Genomic DNA, 18,393 nt, shown 5'->3' with positions numbered 1-18,393 from the left:
CCACCAACCTACCGCCCGGCGCCGACAGTCAGAGGGCGGCGCTCTCGCCCGCCCCGAGCCGGCTGTGGGGGGCTCCGCCGAGGCTGTCCAGGGCGCCGTCGTAGATCGGCCGGGCGAGGTCGGCGAGGTAGGCGTCGTGGATGTCGATCGCCCGGCGCGGCTTGACCTCGCGGACGTAGTCGACCACTTCGGAGATCTTGTTCCAGGGGGCGTGCACCGGGAGCATCAGGGTGTCGACGGGCGCGTCCGGCACGGTGAGCGCGTCCCCGGGGTGGAAGAGGGAGCCGTCGACGAGGTAGCCGACGTTGGTGACGCGGGGGAGGTCGGGGTGGATCACGGCGTGCAGCTCGCCGTGGACCTGGACCTCGAACCCGGCGGCGGTGAAGGTGTCGCCGTGGCCGACGGTGTGGACCCGGCCCGGGTAGGCGGCGGCCATCCGCTCGGCGACGCTGCGCAGGGTCCACAGGGACGCCGCCGGGTTGGCGTCCAGGGCGGCGCGCAGCCGGCCCTCGTCGAAGTGGTCGGGGTGCTCGTGGGTGACCAGCAGGGCGTCCGCCCCGAGGCCCGCGTCCGGTTCGCTGAAGACGCCCGGGTCGATGACGAGCGTGTGCCCGTCCTTCTCCAACTGGACGCAGGAGTGCAGCCGTTTGGTGAGCTTCATGATCCCCACCCTATGCCGGGCGGGCTAGGGAACGGTCGTGGAGACGACGTAGACGCGGGGGGCGCGGGGGTTGGTGAAGTCGACGGTGACGTCCCGGGTGGGGCGCGGGTCCTCGGCCTCCAGGGTGACGCCGGACCACTGGTGCTTCGGGCTCCAGCTCCAGCCGGCGACCTGGGCGTCGCGCTCGGAGATCGAGACCCCGGGGGTCAGCGCCCCGCGGCTGGTGCCGACGTCGGCGAGGAAGGTGTCCAGCTGCTGCGGGGTGACCTGGAACTGGGCGTACAGCCGGCTGGTGTGCCAGTTGTTGGTCTCCAGGTAGCCCACGGACGAGGCCATCAGCGGGATCGGCACCTCGTAGATGCTGCGCTGCACCTTGGAGGGCCAGTCCGGGCGCACCTTGACGGCGCCGACCCGGGCGGCCTTGTCCCTGCCGCTCTCGCGGCTCTGCTGCGCCGAGACGAACAGGTAGCCGGCCGGGACGCCGACGAGGAGCAGGATGATGAGCGCCGTGACCCAGCGGCGGCGCACGGTGCTGCGCCGCTCCTCGGCGGTGGGGGGCCGGCCGCCGCCCGCCTCGGGGGAGGAGGCCTGGCGGGGCAAGGTGGGCGGTGTCACTGCTGTTCCTGCTCCTCGGGGGCGGCGCCGGCGCGGCGCCCGGACTGCGCGTAGCGCTCGTACCGCTCGACGCGCCTGCGCGTGGCGCGCCGGAAGCGGCGGGCGACGAGCCGGGCGAGGTCGGCGGCGCCGACCATGCCCGCCTCGGGGCCCAGCTGGGCCTTGGCGATGCGGGCCTCGGGGCGGTAGCCGCGGCCGGTGAGGTGGCGCCGGAAGGCGTCCCGGGCGGGGCCGATGAGCAGGTCGTCGGCGGCGCTGACGCCGCCGCCGATGACGAAGCACGAGGGGTCGAGGGCGGCGGCGAGGTTGGCGATGCCGACGCCGAGCCACTGGCCGATGTCCTGGAGGAGCTCGACGCACATGGCGTCGCCCTCGCGGGCCAGTTCGGTGATGAGGGGCCCGGTGATCTCGTGGACGTTGCCGCCGACCCTGGCGATGATGTTGTGGGCGACCGGGGAGTCGGCGGCGGCCAGCTCGCGGGCCTCGCGGACCAGGGCGTTGCCGGAGCTGTACTGCTCCCAGCAGCCGCGGTTGCCGCAGGGGCAGCGGTGTCCGCCGGGGACGACCTGCATGTGGCCGAACTCGCCGGCCACCCCGTAGCGGCCGCGCTTGACCTGGCCGCCCTCCAGGATGGCCCCGCCGATGCCGGTGCCGAGCGTGATCATGACGAGGTGGTCCTCGCCGCGGCCGGCGCCGAAGCGCCACTCGGCCCAGGCGGCCGTGTTGGCGTCGTTGTCCACCATGACGGGTACCGCGAGGCGGGCCTGGAGGGCGTCGCGCAGCGGCTCGTCCCGCCAGGCGAGGTGGGGGGCGAACAGCACGCGGGAGCGGTCGGCGTCGACCCAGCCGGCCGCGCCGATGCCCACCGCGTGCACGTCGTGCCGGTCGGAGAGGTCGAGGACCAGCTCGACGATGGTGTCCTCGACGACCTTGGGGCTCTTGGACTTGTCCGGGGTCTCGGTGCGGATCTTCTCCAGGATGTTCCCGTCGGCGTCGACGACGCCGGCCATCACCTTGGTGCCGCCGATGTCGATGCCGACGGTCGGGACGCGGGGGGCGGTCAGGTGCGACCGGCGTTCACGGGTCCCGATGGTCCGCAGGACGGTGCCTCGCGCCGACCCGCGGTGGGCGAGCGAGAAGTCCCGGTAGGTGCTCATCGAGTCGTGTCGTCCCTGTCGGAGGCGGTGGCGGGGGCGGTCCCGGACGGGGTGTCCCGTCCCGATTCTGCCACCCGCTGCAGTTCGTGGCTCAGCTCCTCCAGCTCGGAGCCCCCGGCCATCTGCCGGGTGAGCTCGTCGAGGGTGATCGAGTCGCGGGTGTGGCTGCCCGCCATGGTGCCGCGCTTGAGGAGGACGAAGCGGTCGCCGACCAGGTGCGCGTGGTGCGGGTTGTGGGTGATGAGGACCACGCCGAGTCCGGCGTCGCGGGCGGCGGCGACGTACTTGAGGACCACGCCGGACTGCTTGACGCCGAGGGCGGCGGTGGGCTCGTCCAGGACGAGGACCTTGGCGCCGAAGTAGACGGCGCGGGCGATGGCCACGCACTGGCGCTCGCCGCCGGAGAGGGTGCCGATCGGCTGGTCGACGTCGCGCAGGTCGATGCCCATGCGCAGCAGCTCGGTGCGGGTGGTCTCGCGCATGAAGGCCACGTCGAGGCGGCGCAGCGGGCCGCGCCCGCGGGTCGGCTCGGAGCCCAGGAAGAAGTTCCGCCAGACCGGCATCAGGGGGACGACGGCGAGGTCCTGGTAGACGGTGGCGATGCCGCGGTCGAGGGCCGCGCGCGGGTTGGCCAGCGCGGTGGGGACGCCGTCGATCTCGAAGGTGCCGGCGTCGTGCCGGTGGAGCCCCGCGATGATCTTGATGAGGGTGGACTTGCCGGCGCCGTTGTCGCCCAGGACGCAGGTGATCTCGCCGGCCGAGACCTCCAGGGAGACGTCCTGGAGGGCGCGGATGTTGCCGTAGTACTTGCTGACGCCGGTCAGCTTCACCAGGGGCGTGCTCATGCCCGTGCCTCCGCCCGCTTGCGGACCCACGCGTTGAGCAGCGTGGCGAGCAGCAGCATGGCCCCGAGGAAGAACTTGAACCAGTCCGGGTTCCACTGGGCGTAGACGATGCCGTTGCTGGCCATGCCGAAGATGAGGGCGCCGACGGCCGCGCCGATCGCGGAGCCGTAGCCGCCGGTCATCAGGCAGCCGCCGATGACGGCCGCGATGATGTAGATCAACTCGTTGCCCACGCCCTCCCCGGACTGGACGACGTCGAAGGAGAAGAGGATGTGCTGCCCGGAGATCCAGGCGCACAGCGCGACGCCCATGTAGAGGCCGATGCGGGTCTTGACGACCGGGACGCCGGTGGCGCGGGCCGCGTCGGCGCCGCCGCCCACGGCGAAGATCCAGTTGCCGGCGCGGGTGCGCAGCAGGATCCAGGTGGCGACGGCGACCAGGGCCAGCCACCACAGGATGGTGACCTTGAGGGTGACCGAGCCGACGTTCCACTGGGAGGCGAACAGCGCCCGGGCCGAGGGGAAGCCCTCCATGTCGGCGATGGACTTGGTGGAGACGGTTCCGCTGATCAGCTTGGTGAAGCCGAGGTTCAGGCCGGTCAGCATGAGGAAGGTGCCGAGCGTGATGATGAAGCTGGGCAGCCCGGTGCGGGTCAGCATGAACCCGTTGAAGAAGCCGATGGCCAGGGTGACCAGCAGGGACACGCCGACGCCGACCCAGACGTTGGCGGTCATCTGGTAGCTGAACATGGAGCTGACCAGTGCCGAGGTGGTCACCATGACGCCGGCGGAGAGGTCGAACTCGCCGCCGATCATCAGCAGGGCGACCGGGACGGCCATGATCCCGATGGTGGAGGCCGAGTAGAGGACCGTGCTGAGGCTGGAGGCCCGCAGGAAGCTGTCCGCGGCGAAGGAGAAGAAGACGAAGACGGCGGCGGCGCCGACGACCGCGCCCAGCTCGGGGCGGGCCAGCAGCCTGCGCAGGTGCGAGACGGGCGCGAGCCGCTCGTCGGCGGCCGGGGCGGCGGCGCTCATCGGGTGCCCCGCTTGATGTACGACTCCAGCCCGGCGGCCTCGGCGGCGGTGACGATCTGCGGCCCGGTCAGCACCGGGCGGCCGCCGCCGAGCACGTCCCCGTTGTAGCGGTGGAGCCACAGCAGGTCCACGGCCTCGTACCCCTGGAGGTAGGGCTGCTGGTCCACGGCGAAGCCCAGGGCGCCGGACTTCAGGTCGCGGGCGACGGACTCGTTGAGGTCGAAGGTGTCCACTTCGGCCTTGCTGCCCGCGGCCTCCTTGGCCTTGACGGCGGTGGGGGCGAAGGGGGCGCCCAGGGTGAGGATGCCGTCGATCGAGGGGTCGGCCTGGAGCTTGGCCTGGACGGCCGCCTGGACGGAGGGCATGTTGGTGCCCTCGACGTAGAGGTTCTCCATGCTGCCGCCGAAGGTCTTCTTCGCTCCGGCGCAGCGCTGCTCGTGGCCGACGTTGCCCTGTTCGTGCAGGACGCAGACGGCCTTCTTCAGGCCCCGCCTGGTCATCTCGGTACCCACGGCCTCGCCGGCGATCCCCTCGTCCTGGCCGATGTGGGTCAGGGCCCCGTACTCGGCGGACTGGGCGGAGCCCGAGTTGACCGTGATGACGGGGATGCCCGCCTTCACGGCCTTGCCGACGACGTCCTTGAGGGCCTCGGGCTTGGCGAGGCTGACGATGATCCCGTCGACCTTCTGGTCGATGGCGTTCTGGACGAACTGGGCCTGCTGCTGCGCCTGGTCGTCGTGCGAGTAGACGAAGTTGATGTTGTCCTTCGCGGCCGCCTCCTTGGCGCCCTTCTGCACGATGTCCCAGAAGGTGTCCCCGTCGCCCGCGTGCGTGACCATCGCGAAGGTCCAGCGCGGTGTGGACACGGCGGGGCGGCCCGCCTCCGCGGCCTTCGCCCGTTCCTCGGCACGCTTGCCGCCCGTGCTGCTGCAGCCCGCGAGGGAGGCCCCCAGTACCGCCGCGAGCACGGCGCCGACGACGCGTACCCCTGTCCGAACCCTAGCCACGTCCCCGTGCCCTTCCCTCGTCCGTCATGAATCGGTCATTTCCGGTGTCAGCCGCCCAGTATCCGCCACAGTGGACCCTGCGGGGTCATCGGGGCGGGCGCGGGCGGATTGACAGGTCCCCCGTCCGGGGTCACGTTGAGTGCATGCGCATCGGGCTCATCGGAACGGGCCGGATCGGGTCCTTCCACGCGGCCTCCCTGGCGCGCCACCGGGACGCCGGCTCGCTGCTGCTGGCCGACGCCGAGCCCGGGCGGGCCGCGCGGCTGGCGGACCGGCTGGGCGCCACCGCCGCCCCCTCCGTCGACCAGGTCTTCACCTGGGGCGTGGACGCGCTGGTCGTGGCCTGCTCCACCGAGGGGCACGCCGGTCTCGTGGTACGGGCCGCGCGCGGCGGGCTGCCGGTGTTCTGCGAGAAGCCCCTGGCCCCGGACCTGGCGCGGACCCTGGCGGTGCTGCGCGAGGTGGACGCCGTCGGGGGGCTGCTCCAGGTGGGCTTCATGCGCCGCTTCGACGCCGGGTACCGGACCGCGCGGGAACTGGTCCGCTCGGGCGCCCTGGGGCGGCTGCACACCGTCCGCACGATGACGGCCGACCCCGCCCCGCCGCCCGCCGCCTACCTCGCCGCCTCCGGGGGCCTGTACCGGGACTGCCTGGTGCACGACTTCGACATGGCGCGCTGGGTGACCGGGCGGGAGGTCACCGAGGTCTACGCGACCGGTTCGGACGCGGGACCGGCCCTGTTCCGCGAGGCCGGCGACGTCGACACGGCGGCGGCCGTCCTCACGCTGGACGACGGCACCCTGGTCACCAGCACCGGCACCCGCTGCAACGGCGCCGGGTACGACGTGCGGATGGAGCTCGCCGGGGAGCTGGACCAGGTCTCCTGCGGGCTGGACGACCGGACCCCGATCGCCTCGACGGAGCCGCACGGACCGCCCCCGGCGAGCAAGCCGTGGACCGGCTTCCTGGAGCGGTTCGCCCCCGCCTACGAGGCCGAGCTGGCGGCGTTCGTCCGGCTGGTGCGCGGCGAGGGGGCCAACCCCTGCGACGGCCGGGAGGCGCTGGCGGCGTTCCGGGTCGCGGAGGCGTGCGAGCTCTCGCGCCGGGAGCGGCGCCCGGTGCGGCTGGAGGAGCTCGCGGACCTGTGAGGCCCGGCGGGGCCCGCGCGGCGCGGCGGACGGGGGAAGGGGCACGGGCGGCGGCTACCGGCGCGCCGGCGGCCGGGCGCGGCGGGGCTCCGCCGCGGGGTCCGTGTCGTTCGCGCTGGCGTCCGGTCGGGGCATGCAGTCAGGTTAATGCGGGGCCGGGCGCCGGACCCGGCGGAATCCGGCCGCTCGGCCGGGGTCATCCGGCCATGGCGCGGCGGCCCCAGGCGGTGCCGCCGAGGACGAGCGCCGCGCCCGCGGGGCCGGCCGGGCCGAGGTGTTCGCCGCCGAGGGCGGTGCCGGCGGCCGCCGCCCACAGCGGTTCGGTGCCGAGCAGCAGGCTGACGCGGGAGGGCGAGGAGCGGCGTACGGCCCACATCTGCACGAAGAAGGCGAAGAGCGTGCAGAACACGGAGAGGAAGGCGAGGCCCGCCCACTGCGCGGGGCCGAACCCGAGGGCGGTGGCCCACGGGCCGTCGCCGGTGCCGGGCAGGGCGGCCAGCAGGGCGAAGACCAGGACCGCGCCGCCGAGCTGGACGGTGGTGAGCGAGAGGGGGTCGGCGTCCCGGACCGCCTCGGTCCGCGCCATCAGCAGGACGTGCAGGGTACGGGCGAGGGCCGCGCCGAGGATCAGCAGGTCGCCGGCGCCCGGGGCGGTGAAGCCGGCGCCCTGGGTGAGCAGGACGACCCCGGCGACGGAGACCGCGGCGGCCGCGAGGAAGGGCCCCGAGGGGGCCGTGCGCCGTACGGCGGACTCGGCGAGCGGGGTGAAGACCATGGTCAGGCTGATGATCAGGCCGGCGTTGGTGGCCGAGGTGTGCACCACCCCGTAGGTCTCCAGCAGGAAGATCCCGCCGAGGACCAGGCCCAGCAGGCCGCCGCCGCGCAGCTGGGGGCGCTCAGCGCCCGCAGCCGCCGCCGTCCGGCGAGGAGCAGGACGGGCAGCACGAGGGCGAAGCGCAGGACGAGGACCGCGACGACGGTGTGGGCGGCGGTGATGCCCTTGGCGGCGAGGTAGCTGCCGCCCCAGACGACGGCGACCAGGAGGACGGGCAGGTCCGCGAGCCGCGCCCGGCGGGGGGCGAGGGCGGGGGCGGGGGCGGCGAGGCTGGACACCGGGGCGGCTCCGACGGCGGGGAGGGGGTGGAGGCGTCGGCGGCTCGCACGGGTACGGGCCCACGGTAACCGAGTCGATCTTGCCGGTCGAGCGGTCGCCGCCGCGCCCGCCGCCCCGGGGCCGCCCGCGCCCCCGCGGCCGCTCAGTCGGCGAAGGAGCCGAATGTGGCGCGGCCCGTCGGGCGGTAGGTCTGGATGGCCGTGCCGCGCTCGGTGGTGCGCGAGGAGACCAGCTCGAAGGCCGTGGGCAGGCCGCCGGTGGGGAACAGGCGGCGGCCCGCGCCCAGGAACACCGGGAAGACCAGCAGGTTCAGCTCCTCGACGAGGTCCCGGGCCAGCAGCCACTGCGCCAGCTGCCCGCTGCCGTGCACCTGGAGCTCCCCCTCGGTCGCGTCCTTGGCCCGGACGACCTCCGCCTGGAGCTGTTCGCCGTCCAGGACGGTGGCCGGGCCCCAGGCGGGCTCCTTGAGGGTCGTGGAGGCGACGTACTTGGGCAGCCGGTTGAGCCCGCCCGCGACCGGGTCGGCGGGGTCGTCGTGGTGCGGCCAGTACGAGGCGAAGATCTCGTACGTCCGCCGGCCGAGCAGGAAGGCCCCGGCCCGGCCGAAGAGCCCGGTCACGAACTCCCCCATGCCCTGGTCGGCGAAGGGGACGAGCCAGCCGCCGTAGGCGAAACCGCCGCTGGTGTCCTCCTCGGGCCCGCCGGGGGCCTGCATCACCCCGTCGAGGGTCAGGAAGGTGGTGAGGGTCAGCTTTCCCATGGCTCCGCGCTCCTTGCCGTGCGATGTGCGTCCGTTTTCCCTGCACCCGTTCAGACTCGCGCCCGCCCCGGAACTCATCGGTGCGGCGCGCGTGAACGCGAGGTCGGATTCCCGCCAGCGCCACCGGCCCCTTCCGGATTTGATTGAACCAGCAACCAAAAAGCTCTCGGAGGGAACGGACATGAACGGCAACACGGTGGCCCTGGTGACGGGCGGCAGCCGGGGGATCGGGGCCGCCACCGCGCTGCGGCTGGCCGAGGACGGCTTCGACGTCGCGGTGACCTACGTCGACGGGGCCGCGGCGGCGGCCGGGGTCGTCGCCGGGATCGAGGCGCTCGGGCGCCGGGGCCTGGCGGTACGCGCCGACGCGGGCTCCGCCGAGGGACCGCAGGAGGCGGTGGAGGAGGTCGTGCGCGCCTTCGGCCGGCTCGACGTGCTGGTCAACAGCGCCGGCGTCGGGGTGCTGGGCCCGGTGGACGCGCTCACCCCCGCGGACGTGGACCGGGTCCTCGCGGTCAACGTCCGGGGCGCCTTCCTCACCGCCCGGGCCGCGAGCGCGCGCCTGGCCCCCGGCGGGCGGATCATCAGCGTCGGAAGCTGCATGACCCAGCGGGTGCCGGGCCCGGGCGGGACCCTGTACGCGACGAGCAAGGCGGCCCTGACCGGGCTGACGAAGGCCCTCGCGCGGGAGCTCGGCGGGCGCGGGATCACCGCCAACCTGGTCCACCCCGGCCCGACGGACACGGACATGAACCCGGCCGACGGCCCGTACGCGGACGGTCAGCGCGCGCTGACCGCGCTGGGCCGCTTCGGCACCGCGCAGGAGGTGGCCGCGATGGTCTCCTTCCTGGCCGGTCCGGACGCCCGGTACGTCACGGGCGCGGAGTTCTCCGTGGACGGCGGGCACGCCGCGTAGGCGGCGCACACGCCGACGGGCGCACCGCTGCGGCGGTGCGCCCGTCGGGCCGTTGCCGGGCCCCGGGGGTGTCGGCCCCCGGGGCGGTCGGCGGGCGGAGCGGACTCAGCCGCCCAGCTCCTGGTGACGGGCGGCGTGCGCGGCCGCGCCCGCCTCCGTCAGCGAACCGAACAGGCGCAGGCGGGAGAAGCCGCCGTCCGGGAAGATGTCGATCCGTACGTGGGTGCCGACCGCCGGGGCGTCGAGCACGAAGCGGTGGTTGGTGTCGGGCTGCAGGCGGGTGCGCGGCAGGAACTCCGTCCACTCGCCGTCCTCGCCCGTCTTGACGGACAGCGAGGCCCAGCCGGCCGAGTTGCCCTTGAGGTAGGCGGTGTCGATCTCGACGGCGCGGATCTCGGACTCGGCCACGAGCTGGTAGCGGATCCAGTCGTTGCCGTTGTCACGGCGGCGGGCGGTCTCCCAGCCGTCGTCCATCTTGCGGGAGCGGCCCGGGTTGATGGTGTTGGTCGGCGGGGAGTAGAAGCGGTTGGAGGCGTCCTGGACGGAGCCGCCGTTCTCCAGGGCGACGACGTCGAAGGTGCCCAGCACGGCCAGCCACTTCGGGTCCGGGCGGACCTCGCCGTAGACGCGCAGGCGGGCGATGCCGCCGTCCGGGTGCTGGTTGAGGCGCAGGTGCGTGAAGCGCTGCTCGACGTTCACCTCGAAGCCGTTGGCCGCGTGGCCGCCGACCGGGGTGCGCTCGACGAGGGTCGTCCACTTGACGTCGTCGGAGAGCAGCTCCTCCGCGGTCGGGGAGCCCTCGACCGAGGCGCCCTGGATGGACACGGCCTGCGGCATGTTGCCGCGGAAGTGGGCGGTGTCGACGACGATGCCGCGGATGACGCCGGGGGCTCCGAGGCGGATCAGGGCGAAGTCGTGGTCCTCGGCGGTCGGCCAGGGCTGCTCGGCGGAGACGCCCCGGCGGCGGCGGGTCTCCCAGCCGTCCATGATCTTGCCCTTGTGGCCGAAGTGCTCGGGGTCGAAGTGCGCGGCCTCGGCGATCAGCAGGTTCTCGCGCTGGGCGAAGAACTCGTCGTTGGCGGCGATCACACCGGCGCCCAGCTCGCGCGCGGCGAGGTTGGCGTACTGGGTGAACTCGAACTCCGCGGTGCGGTAGTCCGCGTACGGGTCGCCGCCCCCGTACGGGTTCGCGTTACCGGTGAAAGAGGGAATCGCCACTGTCAGTTCTGCCTTTCAAGGAGGAGGCCCGTGGGCTCGGTCGGGGTGCCGTGGTCGGCGATCTGCCTGCCGCGCAGCCAGGTGGACTTCACGACGCCGTGCAGGGTCCTGCCCGCGTACGCCGTGACCTGGTTGCGGTGGTGGAGTTCGGCCGGGTCCACGGTGAAGGTCTCTTCGGGGGCCAGGACGGCGAAGTCGGCGTCGCGGCCGGCCTCGATGGCGCCCTTGGCGGCGAGTCCGGCCAGCGCGGCCGGGGCGGTGGACATCCAGCGCGCGACCTCCTCGAGGGTGCGGCCGCGCTTGCGGGCCTCGGTCCAGATGGCCGGCAGGCCCAGCTGGAGGGAGGAGATGCCGCCCCAGGCGGTGGCGAAGTCGCCGGTCTTCAGGTCCGCGGTGGACGGCGAGTGGTCGGAGACGATGCAGTCGATGGTGCCGTCGGCGAGCGCGTCCCACAGGACGTCCTGGTTCGCGGCCTCGCGGATGGGCGGGCAGCACTTGAACTCGGTCGCGCCGTCCGGGACTTCCTCGGCGGTGAGGGTGAGGAAGTGCGGGCAGGACTCGACCGTGATCTGCACGCCCTCGGCCTTGGCCGCGGCGATCAGCGGCAGCGCGGAGGCGGAGGAGAGGTGCAGCACGTGCACGCGGGCGTTCAGCCGCTTCGCCTGGTCGATCAGGTTCTGGATCGCGGTGTTCTCGGCGTCCTGCGGGCGGGAGGCCAGGAAGTCGGCGTACTTCGGGCCCGGGTTCTGCGGGGCGGACTCCAGGTGGTGCGGGTCCTCGGCGTGCACGATCAGCAGGCCGCCGAAGCCGGTGATCTCCGCGAGCGAGGTGGCCAGCTGCTCCTGGTCCAGCAGGGGGAACTCGTCGACGCCGGAGGGCGACAGGAAGCACTTGAAGCCGTAGACGCCGGCGTCGTGCAGCGGGCGCAGGTCCTTGACGTTGTCGGGCAGGGCGCCGCCCCAGAAGCCCACGTCCACGTGCGCCTTGGCCCGGGCGACCTCCTGCTTGACGCGGAGGTGGTCGACGGTGGTGGTGGGCGGCAGGGAGTTGAGGGGCATGTCGAGGAGGGTGGTGATGCCCCCGGCGGCGGCCGCGCGGGTCGCCGTCCAGAAGCCCTCCCACTCGGTGCGGCCCGGGTCGTTGACGTGGACGTGGGTGTCCACCAGGCCGGGGAGCAGGACGTCGTCGCCGAAGTCCTCGAGCCGGGCTCCGGCCGGTACCTCGGCCCCGTACGCCAGCACGGCCGCGATCTTCCCGCCGGCGACGGCCACCGAGGCGGCGCGCGTCCCCCCGGGGGTGATGACGCGTGTCGAGCGCAGTACCAGTTCCACCGCCACGTCGGCCACCGGAACCTCCCCATCTACTTCCACAGAGCGAAATTCAACGTTCTGTTGACGGAGTCTTCACCCCGATCCGGGGCCCGTCAAGAGCGCCCGGACGGACCGCTGACGCGTGCGCACTGCAATTGGATGTTTCCACGAGATGGAATTAAGATTTCACTATCCAGAATGTAGCTACCACCACCGGCACCCGGGCAGGTAACTTCCCGAGGACGTCCGCCACCAGGACAAACCGCCTCTGACCGGCGGGGACGGCCGAGGCCCGGCTCTAGGGCCGACGTCGACCGACCGGTAGGCTGCTTCCTTGCCTGCCAGCACCGAAAGGACCGCGCCGTGCCGACGTCCAGCGCCAGCACCACCGACGCTTCCGCCAAGCCCACCGCCGCCAGCGGTGGCGTCCAGTCCCTCGAGCGCGCCTTCGATCTGCTCGAACGGATGGCCGACGCCGGGGGCGAGGTCGGCCTCAGCGAGCTCTCCGCCGCGAGCGGCCTGCCGCTGCCGACCATCCACCGCCTGATGCGCACCCTCGTGGCCTGCGGCTACGTCCGGCAGCAGCCCAACCGACGGTACTCCCTCGGGCCCCGCCTCATCCGCCTCGGCGAGTCCGCGTCGCGGCTGCTGGGCACCTGGGCGCGCCCCTACCTGGCCCGTCTGGTCGAGGAGACCGGGGAGACCGCCAACATGGCCCTGCTCGACGGGGACGAGATCGTCTACGTCGCCCAGGTGCCGTCCAAGCACTCCATGCGCATGTTCACCGAGGTCGGCCGCCGGGTGCTGCCCCACTCCACCGGCGTGGGCAAGGCACTGCTCGCCCACACCCCCGCCGAGGACGTGCGCGCCCTGCTGGCGCGCACCGGGATGCCGGCGGCGACCGAGAAGACCATCACCACGCCCGAGGGCTTCCTGGAGGCATTGGAGCAGGTCCGCAAGGTCGGCTACGCCGTCGACGACAACGAGCAGGAGATAGGGGTCCGCTGCCTGGCCGTGTCGGTGCCGAACTCGCCGACCGCCGCCGCGATCTCCATCTCGGGTCCGGCCGGCCGGGTGACGCAGGAGGTGGCCGAGTCCTTCGTGCCGATCCTCCAGGGGGTGGCCGCCGAGCTGTCCGTGGCCCTGCAGAGCCAGACCCCCGCATAGGGCCGTACGCCCGCACGGCCGCGCAGGCACGACGAGAGCCCCGGCGCCCCTCCCCCTGCGGGGGGCGCCGGGGCTCTCGCGCGTGCGGGCCCGGGTGCGGCCGTGCTCAGGCCGCCGCAGCGGCCCCGGAGGGCTCGGCGGGCCTCGCGCCGTGGGTGAGGCGGCCGTCGGTCATGGTCGCCGCGCGGTCCATCCGGTCCAGGTGGGCGTGGTCGTGCGTGACCAGGACGGTGGCGGTGGACCGCTCACGGGTGAGGGTGACCAGGAGGTCGAGGACGGCTGCGCCGCGCTCGTGGTCCAGGGCGCTGGTGGGTTCGTCGACCAGCAGCACGGAGGGCTCGTTCATCAGGGCGCGGGCGATGTTCACCCGCTGGCGCTGCCCGCCGGAGAGCTGGTGGGGGCGCTTGTCGGCCTTGTCGGCCAGGCCCACCGCGTCCAGCAGCTCCAGGGCCCGGCGGTGCAGCTGCCGGGCGGGGCGGCCGGAGAGGTGGGCCATCACCTGGAGCTGCTCGGCGGCGGTCAGCGAGGCCAGCAGGTTCGGCTGCTGGAAGACGATGCCGATCTCCTCGCGGCGCAGGGCCGCCTTCTCGGCGGCGCCGAGCCGGGCGGTGTCCCGGCCCGCGACGAGGACCCGGCCGGAGTCCGGGGTGACCAGGGTGGCCGCGACGGCCAGCAGGCTGGACTTGCCGGAGCCCGAGGGCCCGACGATGGCGGTCAGGGTGCCGGCGGGCACCTCCAGCCCGACCGCGTCGAGGGCGGTCAGACGGCCGTCCCCGTCCGGGTAGGTGAGCGTGACGTCGTGCAGGAGGAGGGTCATCGTGCGCTCCCGAGAGCGGTCAGCGGGTCGACGGCGGTGATCCGCCGGATGGACAGGGCCGCGCCCAGCGCGCCGAGCACGATCATGATCGCGGCGGGGGCCAGCACCGTGGCGGCGTCGAGGACGAAGGGCACGTCGCCGCCGCTGATCAGGGCCCCGATGCCGGACGCGAGCGCGGTGCCGGCTCCGGTGCCGATGGCCAGCATCACGACGGCCTGGCCGAGGGCGTCCTTGAGGAGGTACGGGGTGGAGGCGCCCAGTGCCTTCAGCACGGCGATGTCGGCGCTGCGCTGGATGGTCCACACCGTGAAGAAGGCCCCTATGACCAGTGCGGAGATGGCGAAGAGGAAGCCGCGCATCAGCTGGAGCGAGCCGTTCTCGGCCTGGTAGGACCCTATGGCGCCCAGGGCCTCGTCGACGGTCTGGGTGAGGGTGCCGGCCGCCTTGTCGCCGGCGGCCCAGTCCACGTCCCCGGAGCCGTCGAGGGCGAGGACGGTGGCGGAGGTCTCCGCGGGGGCGCCGGGGTTGCCGATGCGCTGCCAGTCGTGCAGGTCCATCCAGACGACGGGGGTGTGGCTGTAGGCGGCGGTACCCGAGACGGCGGCGACCGTCAGCTCCAGCGGGCCGACCCTGATCCGGTCCCCGGCGGTGACCCCGCCGAGCTCCTTGGCCGCCTTCTCCGCGAGGACGACGCCGCCCCGGCCCAGGCCCGTCCCGGCGGGGGCGAGACGGCCGGCCGTCTCGACGCCGAACACGGAGACGGCGGCGGTGCGCTCCCCGGCGAGGGCGTTGGTGGTGCGGATGCCGAGCGGCTCCGCGACCGTGACGCCGGGGCGCCCGCGCCAGGTCCGCCAGGCGCTCTCGGGCAGCTGGGAGTTGGTGAAGGAGACCTTCTGGTCCCCCGGTGGGACGGCGAAGGCCAGCCGTGAGGCGGGCAGCCCGGTGACGGCCGAGATGTTCTCCCGGGCCAGACCGGAGGTGAGCCCGGACAACAAGCCGACCAACAGCGTGATCAGCAGGACGACCGAGCCCATGAGGGCGAAGCGGCCCTTGGCGAACCGTAGATCTCTCCATGCGACGAACATGTCCCCCACCTTGGTCCTCGGCGGGGGTCCCGGGCATCGCGCCACGGGAGCCTTCCTGGCATCGAAGGAGGCATTCCGATATCGAACTTTCGGTTGACCGGACCCCTCCGCGGCCCCCTTACGCTGGTCGGACGATGTCTTCCGCCACCCCCTCCCGCCCCCCGACCCCCGTCACCCGCGTCCTGCGCCTGTGCCTGCACGCCCTGTTCGCCGGGCTGCTCGCGCTGGCCGCCGGCCGGGCCGTCGCCGACTCCGCGCCCCGGGCCGGGTGGGTCGTCGCCGTCTGCGCCCTGCTGGCCGCCGTGTACGCGGCGGGAGCGCACGCCCCGGCGGTCGGGCGGTCGCCGCGCGCGGCCGGGCTGTGGCTGGCCGGAATGGGCGCGGTGTGGGCCGCGCTGCTGCTCCTCTCCCCCGACGGGCTGTGGCTGGCCTTCCCGCTCTACTTCCTGGAGCTGCACCTGCTGCGGCTGCGCTGGGGGCTGGCGGCGGTCGCGGTCACGGCCTGCGCCGCCATCGGCGGGTTCCTGGGACACAGCGGCGCCGTCACCCCGGGCGCCTTCCTCGGGCCGCTGCTGGGCGGGGCGGTCGCCGTGGCCACCGTCCTGGGCTACCAGGCGCTGTACCGGGAGAGCGAGCGGCGGCGCGAGCTGATCGAGGAGCTGATCGACACCCGGGCCGAGCTGGCGGCGGCCGAGCGGGGCGCGGGCATCCTCGCCGAGCGCGAGCGGCTGGCCCGGGAGATCCACGACACCCTGGCCCAGGGCTTGTCCTCGATCCAGCTGCTGCTGAGGGCCGCCGAACGGGCGCTGCCCGACGACGCCCCGGCCGCCGACCACATCGCCCGGGCCCGGGAGGCCGCGCAGGAGAACCTCGCCGAGGCGCGCCGGTTCGTCCGGGCGCTCACTCCCCCGGACCTGGAGCACGGGTCGCTGGCCGGCGCGCTGGAGCGGCTGTGCTCGGGGGCGCCGGGCCCGCGGGTGCGCTTCTCGGTGAGCGGCCCGCCGCGCGAGCTGCCCACCCCGTACGAGGTGGCCCTGCTGCGGATCGCGCAGTCGGCGCTGGCCAACGTGGTGCGGCACGCGCGGGCGGACCGGGCGGAGATCACCCTGACCTTCATGGACACCTCGGTGACACTGGACGTCGTCGACGACGGGCGGGGCTTCGACCCCGCCTCGGCCCCGTCCGGCGAGGGCGGCTTCGGCCTGCCCGCGATGCGGGCGCGGGCCGAGTCGCTGGGCGGCCTGTTCACCGTGGAGTCCGACCCGGGCCAGGGCACCGCCGTGGCCGTCACCCTGCCGCTGCCCCTGGAGGCCTGACGATGACCATCCGGCTGCTGCTCGCCGACGACCATCCGGTGGTCCGCGCGGGGCTGCGCGCGGTGCTGGACACCGAACCGGACTTCGCGGTGGTCGCGGAGGCGGCCACGGCGGAGCGGGCCGTGGAGCTGGCGGCGTCCGAGCCGGTGGACGTGGTGCTGATGGACCTCCAGTTCGGGGCCGGGATGCACGGTTCGGCGGCCACCGCGGCGATCACCGCACGGCCGGGCGGGCCCCGGGTGCTGGTCCTGACCACCTACGACACGGACGCCGACATCCTGGCCGCGGTGGAGGCGGGGGCCTCGGGCTACCTGCTCAAGGACGCCCCGCCGGAGGAGCTGGCGGCGGCGGTGCGCACGGCCGCGGCCGGGCAGTCGGCGCTGGCCCCGGCGGTGGCGCTGCGGCTGATGGACCGGATGCGGACCCCGGCGGAGGCGCTGACGAAGCGGGAGCTGGAGGTGCTCCAGCTGGTCGCGGACGGGCTGTCGAACCAGCAGATCTCCAAGCGGCTCTTCCTCAGCCAGGCCACGGTCAAGTCCCACCTGGTGCACGTGTACGCCAAGCTCGGCGTGGACTCCCGTACGGCGGCGGTGGCGGCGGCCGCCACCCGCCGGCTGATCCGTACGCCGTAGTCCGTACGCGGGGGCCGCACTCCCTGGCCGCGGCTCACGCGACCCAGTAGGGCCGGTCCACGCCCGGGGCGAGCGGCACGCCGTCGTGGAAGGCGGCCGCCAGGAGGCGCACGCCCTCGTCGAGGCGGTCGGGGGGCAGGGTGTACGGGATGCGCAGGCGGTGCTCGAAGGTCCCCGGGTCGACGCCGAAGCGGGCGCCGCGGCCGATGTGCACCCCGGCGGCGGCCGCCCGCTCGGCCAGGGCGGAGCTGACCGGCTCGCCGAGGTCCACCCAGAGCGAGAGGCCGCCGGGCGGCAGCCGCCAGGACCACTCCGGGGTGTGCCGCTCCAGGGAGCCCACCAGGGCCGCGCGCTGGATCCGCAGCTCGGCCAGGCGCCGGGGCAGGCACCGGTCCAGGCCCTCCAGCAGCGGCAGGGCCACCACCTGGTCGAGGACGGAGCCGGTCATGTCGGCCGACACCCGTACCGCCGTCAGCTCGTTGACCAGTTTCGCGGTGGCCCGGATCCAGCCCACCCGCAGGCCGCCCCAGTGGGTCTTGCTGAGCGAGCCGATGGTGATCACGTGGTCGGCCGCGGAGCGCGGGGCGAGCGAGGCCAGCGGCGCGGGGGCGGGGACGTCCAGGGCGATGTCGGCGATGGTCTCGTCGACCACCAGCCAGGTCCCGGTGGCCCGGGTCGCCGCCAGCAGCCGCAGCCGGTGCTCCTCGGGCATCAGGGCGCCGGTCGGGTTGTGGAAGTCGGGGATGGTGTACGCCAGCCGGGGGACGGTCTGGTGGAGCGTGGATTCGGCGGTCTCCATGTCCCAGCCCGCGTCGGAGACGGGGATGGAGCCGGTGCGCAGCCGGGCGTGGCGCAGGGCGTCGAGGGCGTTGGCGTAGGTGGGGCTCTCGGTGACGACCCGGTCGCCGGGCCGGCAGAGCAGGCTGACGACCAGGGCGAAGGCCTGCTGGGCGCCGGCCGTGACCAGGATCTGCTCGGGGCGGGTGGGCAGCCCGCGGCGGGTGAAGCGGTCCGCGACGGCCGCGCGCAGGTCGGGCAGGCCGAAGGGGTGGTAGCCGGGGCTGCGGGCGAGTGCGGGCAGGCGGGGCGCCGCCCAGGCGAGGGCTTCGGTGAGGCTGTCGGCGGGGGCGCCCATGGCGGCGATGGCGAGGTCGATGCCGGGTTCCCCGTCGGCCCGGCCGCCGACGCCGCCGACCAGGAGGTGGGCGCCGACCGGCCCGTGCCCCTCGGGGAGCTCGGTCCAGGTGCCGGAGCCGCGCCGGCTGCGGACGTAGCCGCTCTCGCGGAGCAGGTCGTAGGCGGCGGTGACGGTGGCGCGGCTGGCTCCGACGGCCTCGGCGAGCTCGCGCTCGGCGGGCAGCCGGACGTGCAGGGCGACCCGGCCGTCGAGGACCAGGGTGCGCAGGGCGTCGGCGAGGGAGCGGTAGCCGGGGCGGGCCAGCACCTCCGGCGGGAGCATCGCGGCGAGCTGCCGGCTGCCGACCGTCCTGTCCGCCGTATGGACCACTCGCCCGTTCGCCATGCCAACCTCCCCTGATTGGCTCTGACGTCCAGGCCAATCCGGGTCCAGACTCGCGGTATTGGCCCGCCC

Annotated in this window: 17 protein-coding genes and 1 pseudogene; 5 read left to right on the top strand and 13 right to left on the bottom strand. The window is 74.2% G+C overall.

The window, feature by feature from the left end; all coding sequences use genetic code 11:
* Positions 1–28: 28 nt before the first annotated feature.
* From AB0469_RS21030 to AB0469_RS21005, 6 genes are read right to left on the bottom strand one after another with little or no spacing between them, the layout of a single operon-like run.
* Entirely contained in the window at positions 29–661 is a 633-nt protein-coding gene (locus tag AB0469_RS21030) for an MBL fold metallo-hydrolase (RefSeq protein ID WP_366452925.1), read from the bottom strand.
* A gap of 24 nt (positions 662–685) precedes the next feature.
* A complete protein-coding gene (locus AB0469_RS21025; protein ID WP_366452924.1) occupies positions 686–1,276 on the bottom strand; it encodes a hypothetical protein in 591 nt (196 codons plus the stop codon).
* On the bottom strand, positions 1,273–2,433 hold the full coding sequence (locus AB0469_RS21020; protein ID WP_366452923.1) for an ROK family glucokinase: 1,161 nt from the start codon (positions 2,431–2,433) through the stop codon (positions 1,273–1,275). Before AB0469_RS21020 ends, AB0469_RS21025 begins: the two co-directional genes overlap by 4 nt.
* Entirely contained in the window at positions 2,430–3,278 is an 849-nt protein-coding gene (locus AB0469_RS21015) for an ATP-binding cassette domain-containing protein (protein ID WP_366452922.1), read from the bottom strand. The genes AB0469_RS21020 and AB0469_RS21015 overlap by 4 nt, the downstream gene beginning before the upstream one ends.
* Positions 3,275–4,312, bottom strand: a complete 1,038-nt coding sequence (locus tag AB0469_RS21010; RefSeq protein ID WP_366452921.1) for an ABC transporter permease — start codon at positions 4,310–4,312, stop codon at positions 3,275–3,277. Before AB0469_RS21010 ends, AB0469_RS21015 begins: the two co-directional genes overlap by 4 nt.
* Complete coding sequence (locus AB0469_RS21005) at positions 4,309–5,319, bottom strand: sugar ABC transporter substrate-binding protein (RefSeq protein ID WP_366452920.1); 1,011 nt, start codon at positions 5,317–5,319, stop codon at positions 4,309–4,311. Before AB0469_RS21005 ends, AB0469_RS21010 begins: the two co-directional genes overlap by 4 nt.
* A 143-nt stretch (positions 5,320–5,462) precedes the next feature.
* Between AB0469_RS21005 and AB0469_RS21000 the strand changes: the two genes are divergently transcribed.
* A complete protein-coding gene (locus AB0469_RS21000) occupies positions 5,463–6,467 on the top strand; it encodes a Gfo/Idh/MocA family oxidoreductase (RefSeq protein WP_366452919.1) in 1,005 nt (334 codons plus the stop codon).
* Between the two features lie 196 nt (positions 6,468–6,663).
* On the opposite strand, the pseudogene AB0469_RS20995 reads toward AB0469_RS21000, so the two are convergent.
* Together AB0469_RS20995 and AB0469_RS20990 are read right to left on the bottom strand one after the other, a co-directional pair.
* Positions 6,664–7,580: pseudogene (locus AB0469_RS20995) on the bottom strand (DMT family transporter).
* 143 nt (positions 7,581–7,723) lie between these two features.
* On the bottom strand, positions 7,724–8,341 hold the full coding sequence (locus tag AB0469_RS20990) for a dihydrofolate reductase family protein (RefSeq protein WP_366452918.1): 618 nt from the start codon (positions 8,339–8,341) through the stop codon (positions 7,724–7,726).
* 181 nt (positions 8,342–8,522) lie between these two features.
* Between AB0469_RS20990 and AB0469_RS20985 the strand changes: the two genes are divergently transcribed.
* Positions 8,523–9,257 (top strand): SDR family oxidoreductase, encoded by a 735-nt coding sequence (locus tag AB0469_RS20985; RefSeq protein WP_366452916.1) that lies wholly within the window; start codon positions 8,523–8,525, stop codon positions 9,255–9,257.
* A gap of 105 nt (positions 9,258–9,362) precedes the next feature.
* On the opposite strand, the gene alc is transcribed toward AB0469_RS20985, so the two are convergent.
* Together alc and allB are read right to left on the bottom strand one after the other, a co-directional pair.
* Positions 9,363–10,475, bottom strand: a complete 1,113-nt coding sequence (gene alc / locus AB0469_RS20980) for an allantoicase (RefSeq protein ID WP_366452915.1) — start codon at positions 10,473–10,475, stop codon at positions 9,363–9,365.
* 2 nt (positions 10,476–10,477) lie between these two features.
* On the bottom strand, positions 10,478–11,821 hold the full coding sequence (allB, locus tag AB0469_RS20975; RefSeq protein ID WP_366452914.1) for an allantoinase AllB: 1,344 nt from the start codon (positions 11,819–11,821) through the stop codon (positions 10,478–10,480).
* A 327-nt stretch (positions 11,822–12,148) separates the two neighbouring features.
* Here allB and AB0469_RS20970 point away from each other — a divergent pair, with 327 nt between their 5' ends.
* Positions 12,149–12,952, top strand: coding sequence for an IclR family transcriptional regulator (locus tag AB0469_RS20970; protein ID WP_042812829.1), 804 nt, complete (start codon positions 12,149–12,151; stop codon positions 12,950–12,952).
* Positions 12,953–13,058: 106 nt separating this feature from the next.
* Here AB0469_RS20970 and AB0469_RS20965 read toward each other — a convergent pair whose 3' ends face one another.
* The gene (locus AB0469_RS20965) at positions 13,059–13,769 is read right to left on the bottom strand and encodes an ABC transporter ATP-binding protein (protein ID WP_366452913.1); all 711 of its coding nucleotides are present in this window, start codon (positions 13,767–13,769) and stop codon (positions 13,059–13,061) included.
* Complete coding sequence (locus AB0469_RS20960; protein WP_366452912.1) at positions 13,766–14,854, bottom strand: ABC transporter permease; 1,089 nt, start codon at positions 14,852–14,854, stop codon at positions 13,766–13,768. Before AB0469_RS20960 ends, AB0469_RS20965 begins: the two co-directional genes overlap by 4 nt.
* A 134-nt stretch (positions 14,855–14,988) precedes the next feature.
* On the opposite strand from AB0469_RS20960, the gene AB0469_RS20955 reads away from it, so the two are divergent.
* Together AB0469_RS20955 and AB0469_RS20950 are read left to right on the top strand one after the other, a co-directional pair.
* Complete coding sequence (locus AB0469_RS20955) at positions 14,989–16,170, top strand: sensor histidine kinase (RefSeq protein ID WP_366452911.1); 1,182 nt, start codon at positions 14,989–14,991, stop codon at positions 16,168–16,170.
* Positions 16,171–16,172: 2 nt separating this feature from the next.
* Entirely contained in the window at positions 16,173–16,802 is a 630-nt protein-coding gene (locus AB0469_RS20950; protein ID WP_042815756.1) for a response regulator transcription factor, read from the top strand.
* A 34-nt stretch (positions 16,803–16,836) separates the two neighbouring features.
* Here the strand turns inward: AB0469_RS20950 and AB0469_RS20945 are convergent, their stop codons facing one another.
* Positions 16,837–18,324: a PLP-dependent aminotransferase family protein gene (locus AB0469_RS20945; RefSeq protein ID WP_366452910.1), complete on the bottom strand. Its 1,488-nt coding sequence runs from the start codon at positions 18,322–18,324 to the stop codon at positions 16,837–16,839.
* Positions 18,325–18,393: the final 69 nt, after the last annotated feature.

The organism is Streptomyces sp. NPDC093801 (genome assembly GCF_040701585.1).
Taxonomy (GTDB): Bacteria; Actinomycetota; Actinomycetes; order Streptomycetales; family Streptomycetaceae; genus Streptomyces.
Note: the sequence above shows the minus strand (reverse complement) of the source record. Positions and strands in the feature narration are given on the sequence as shown.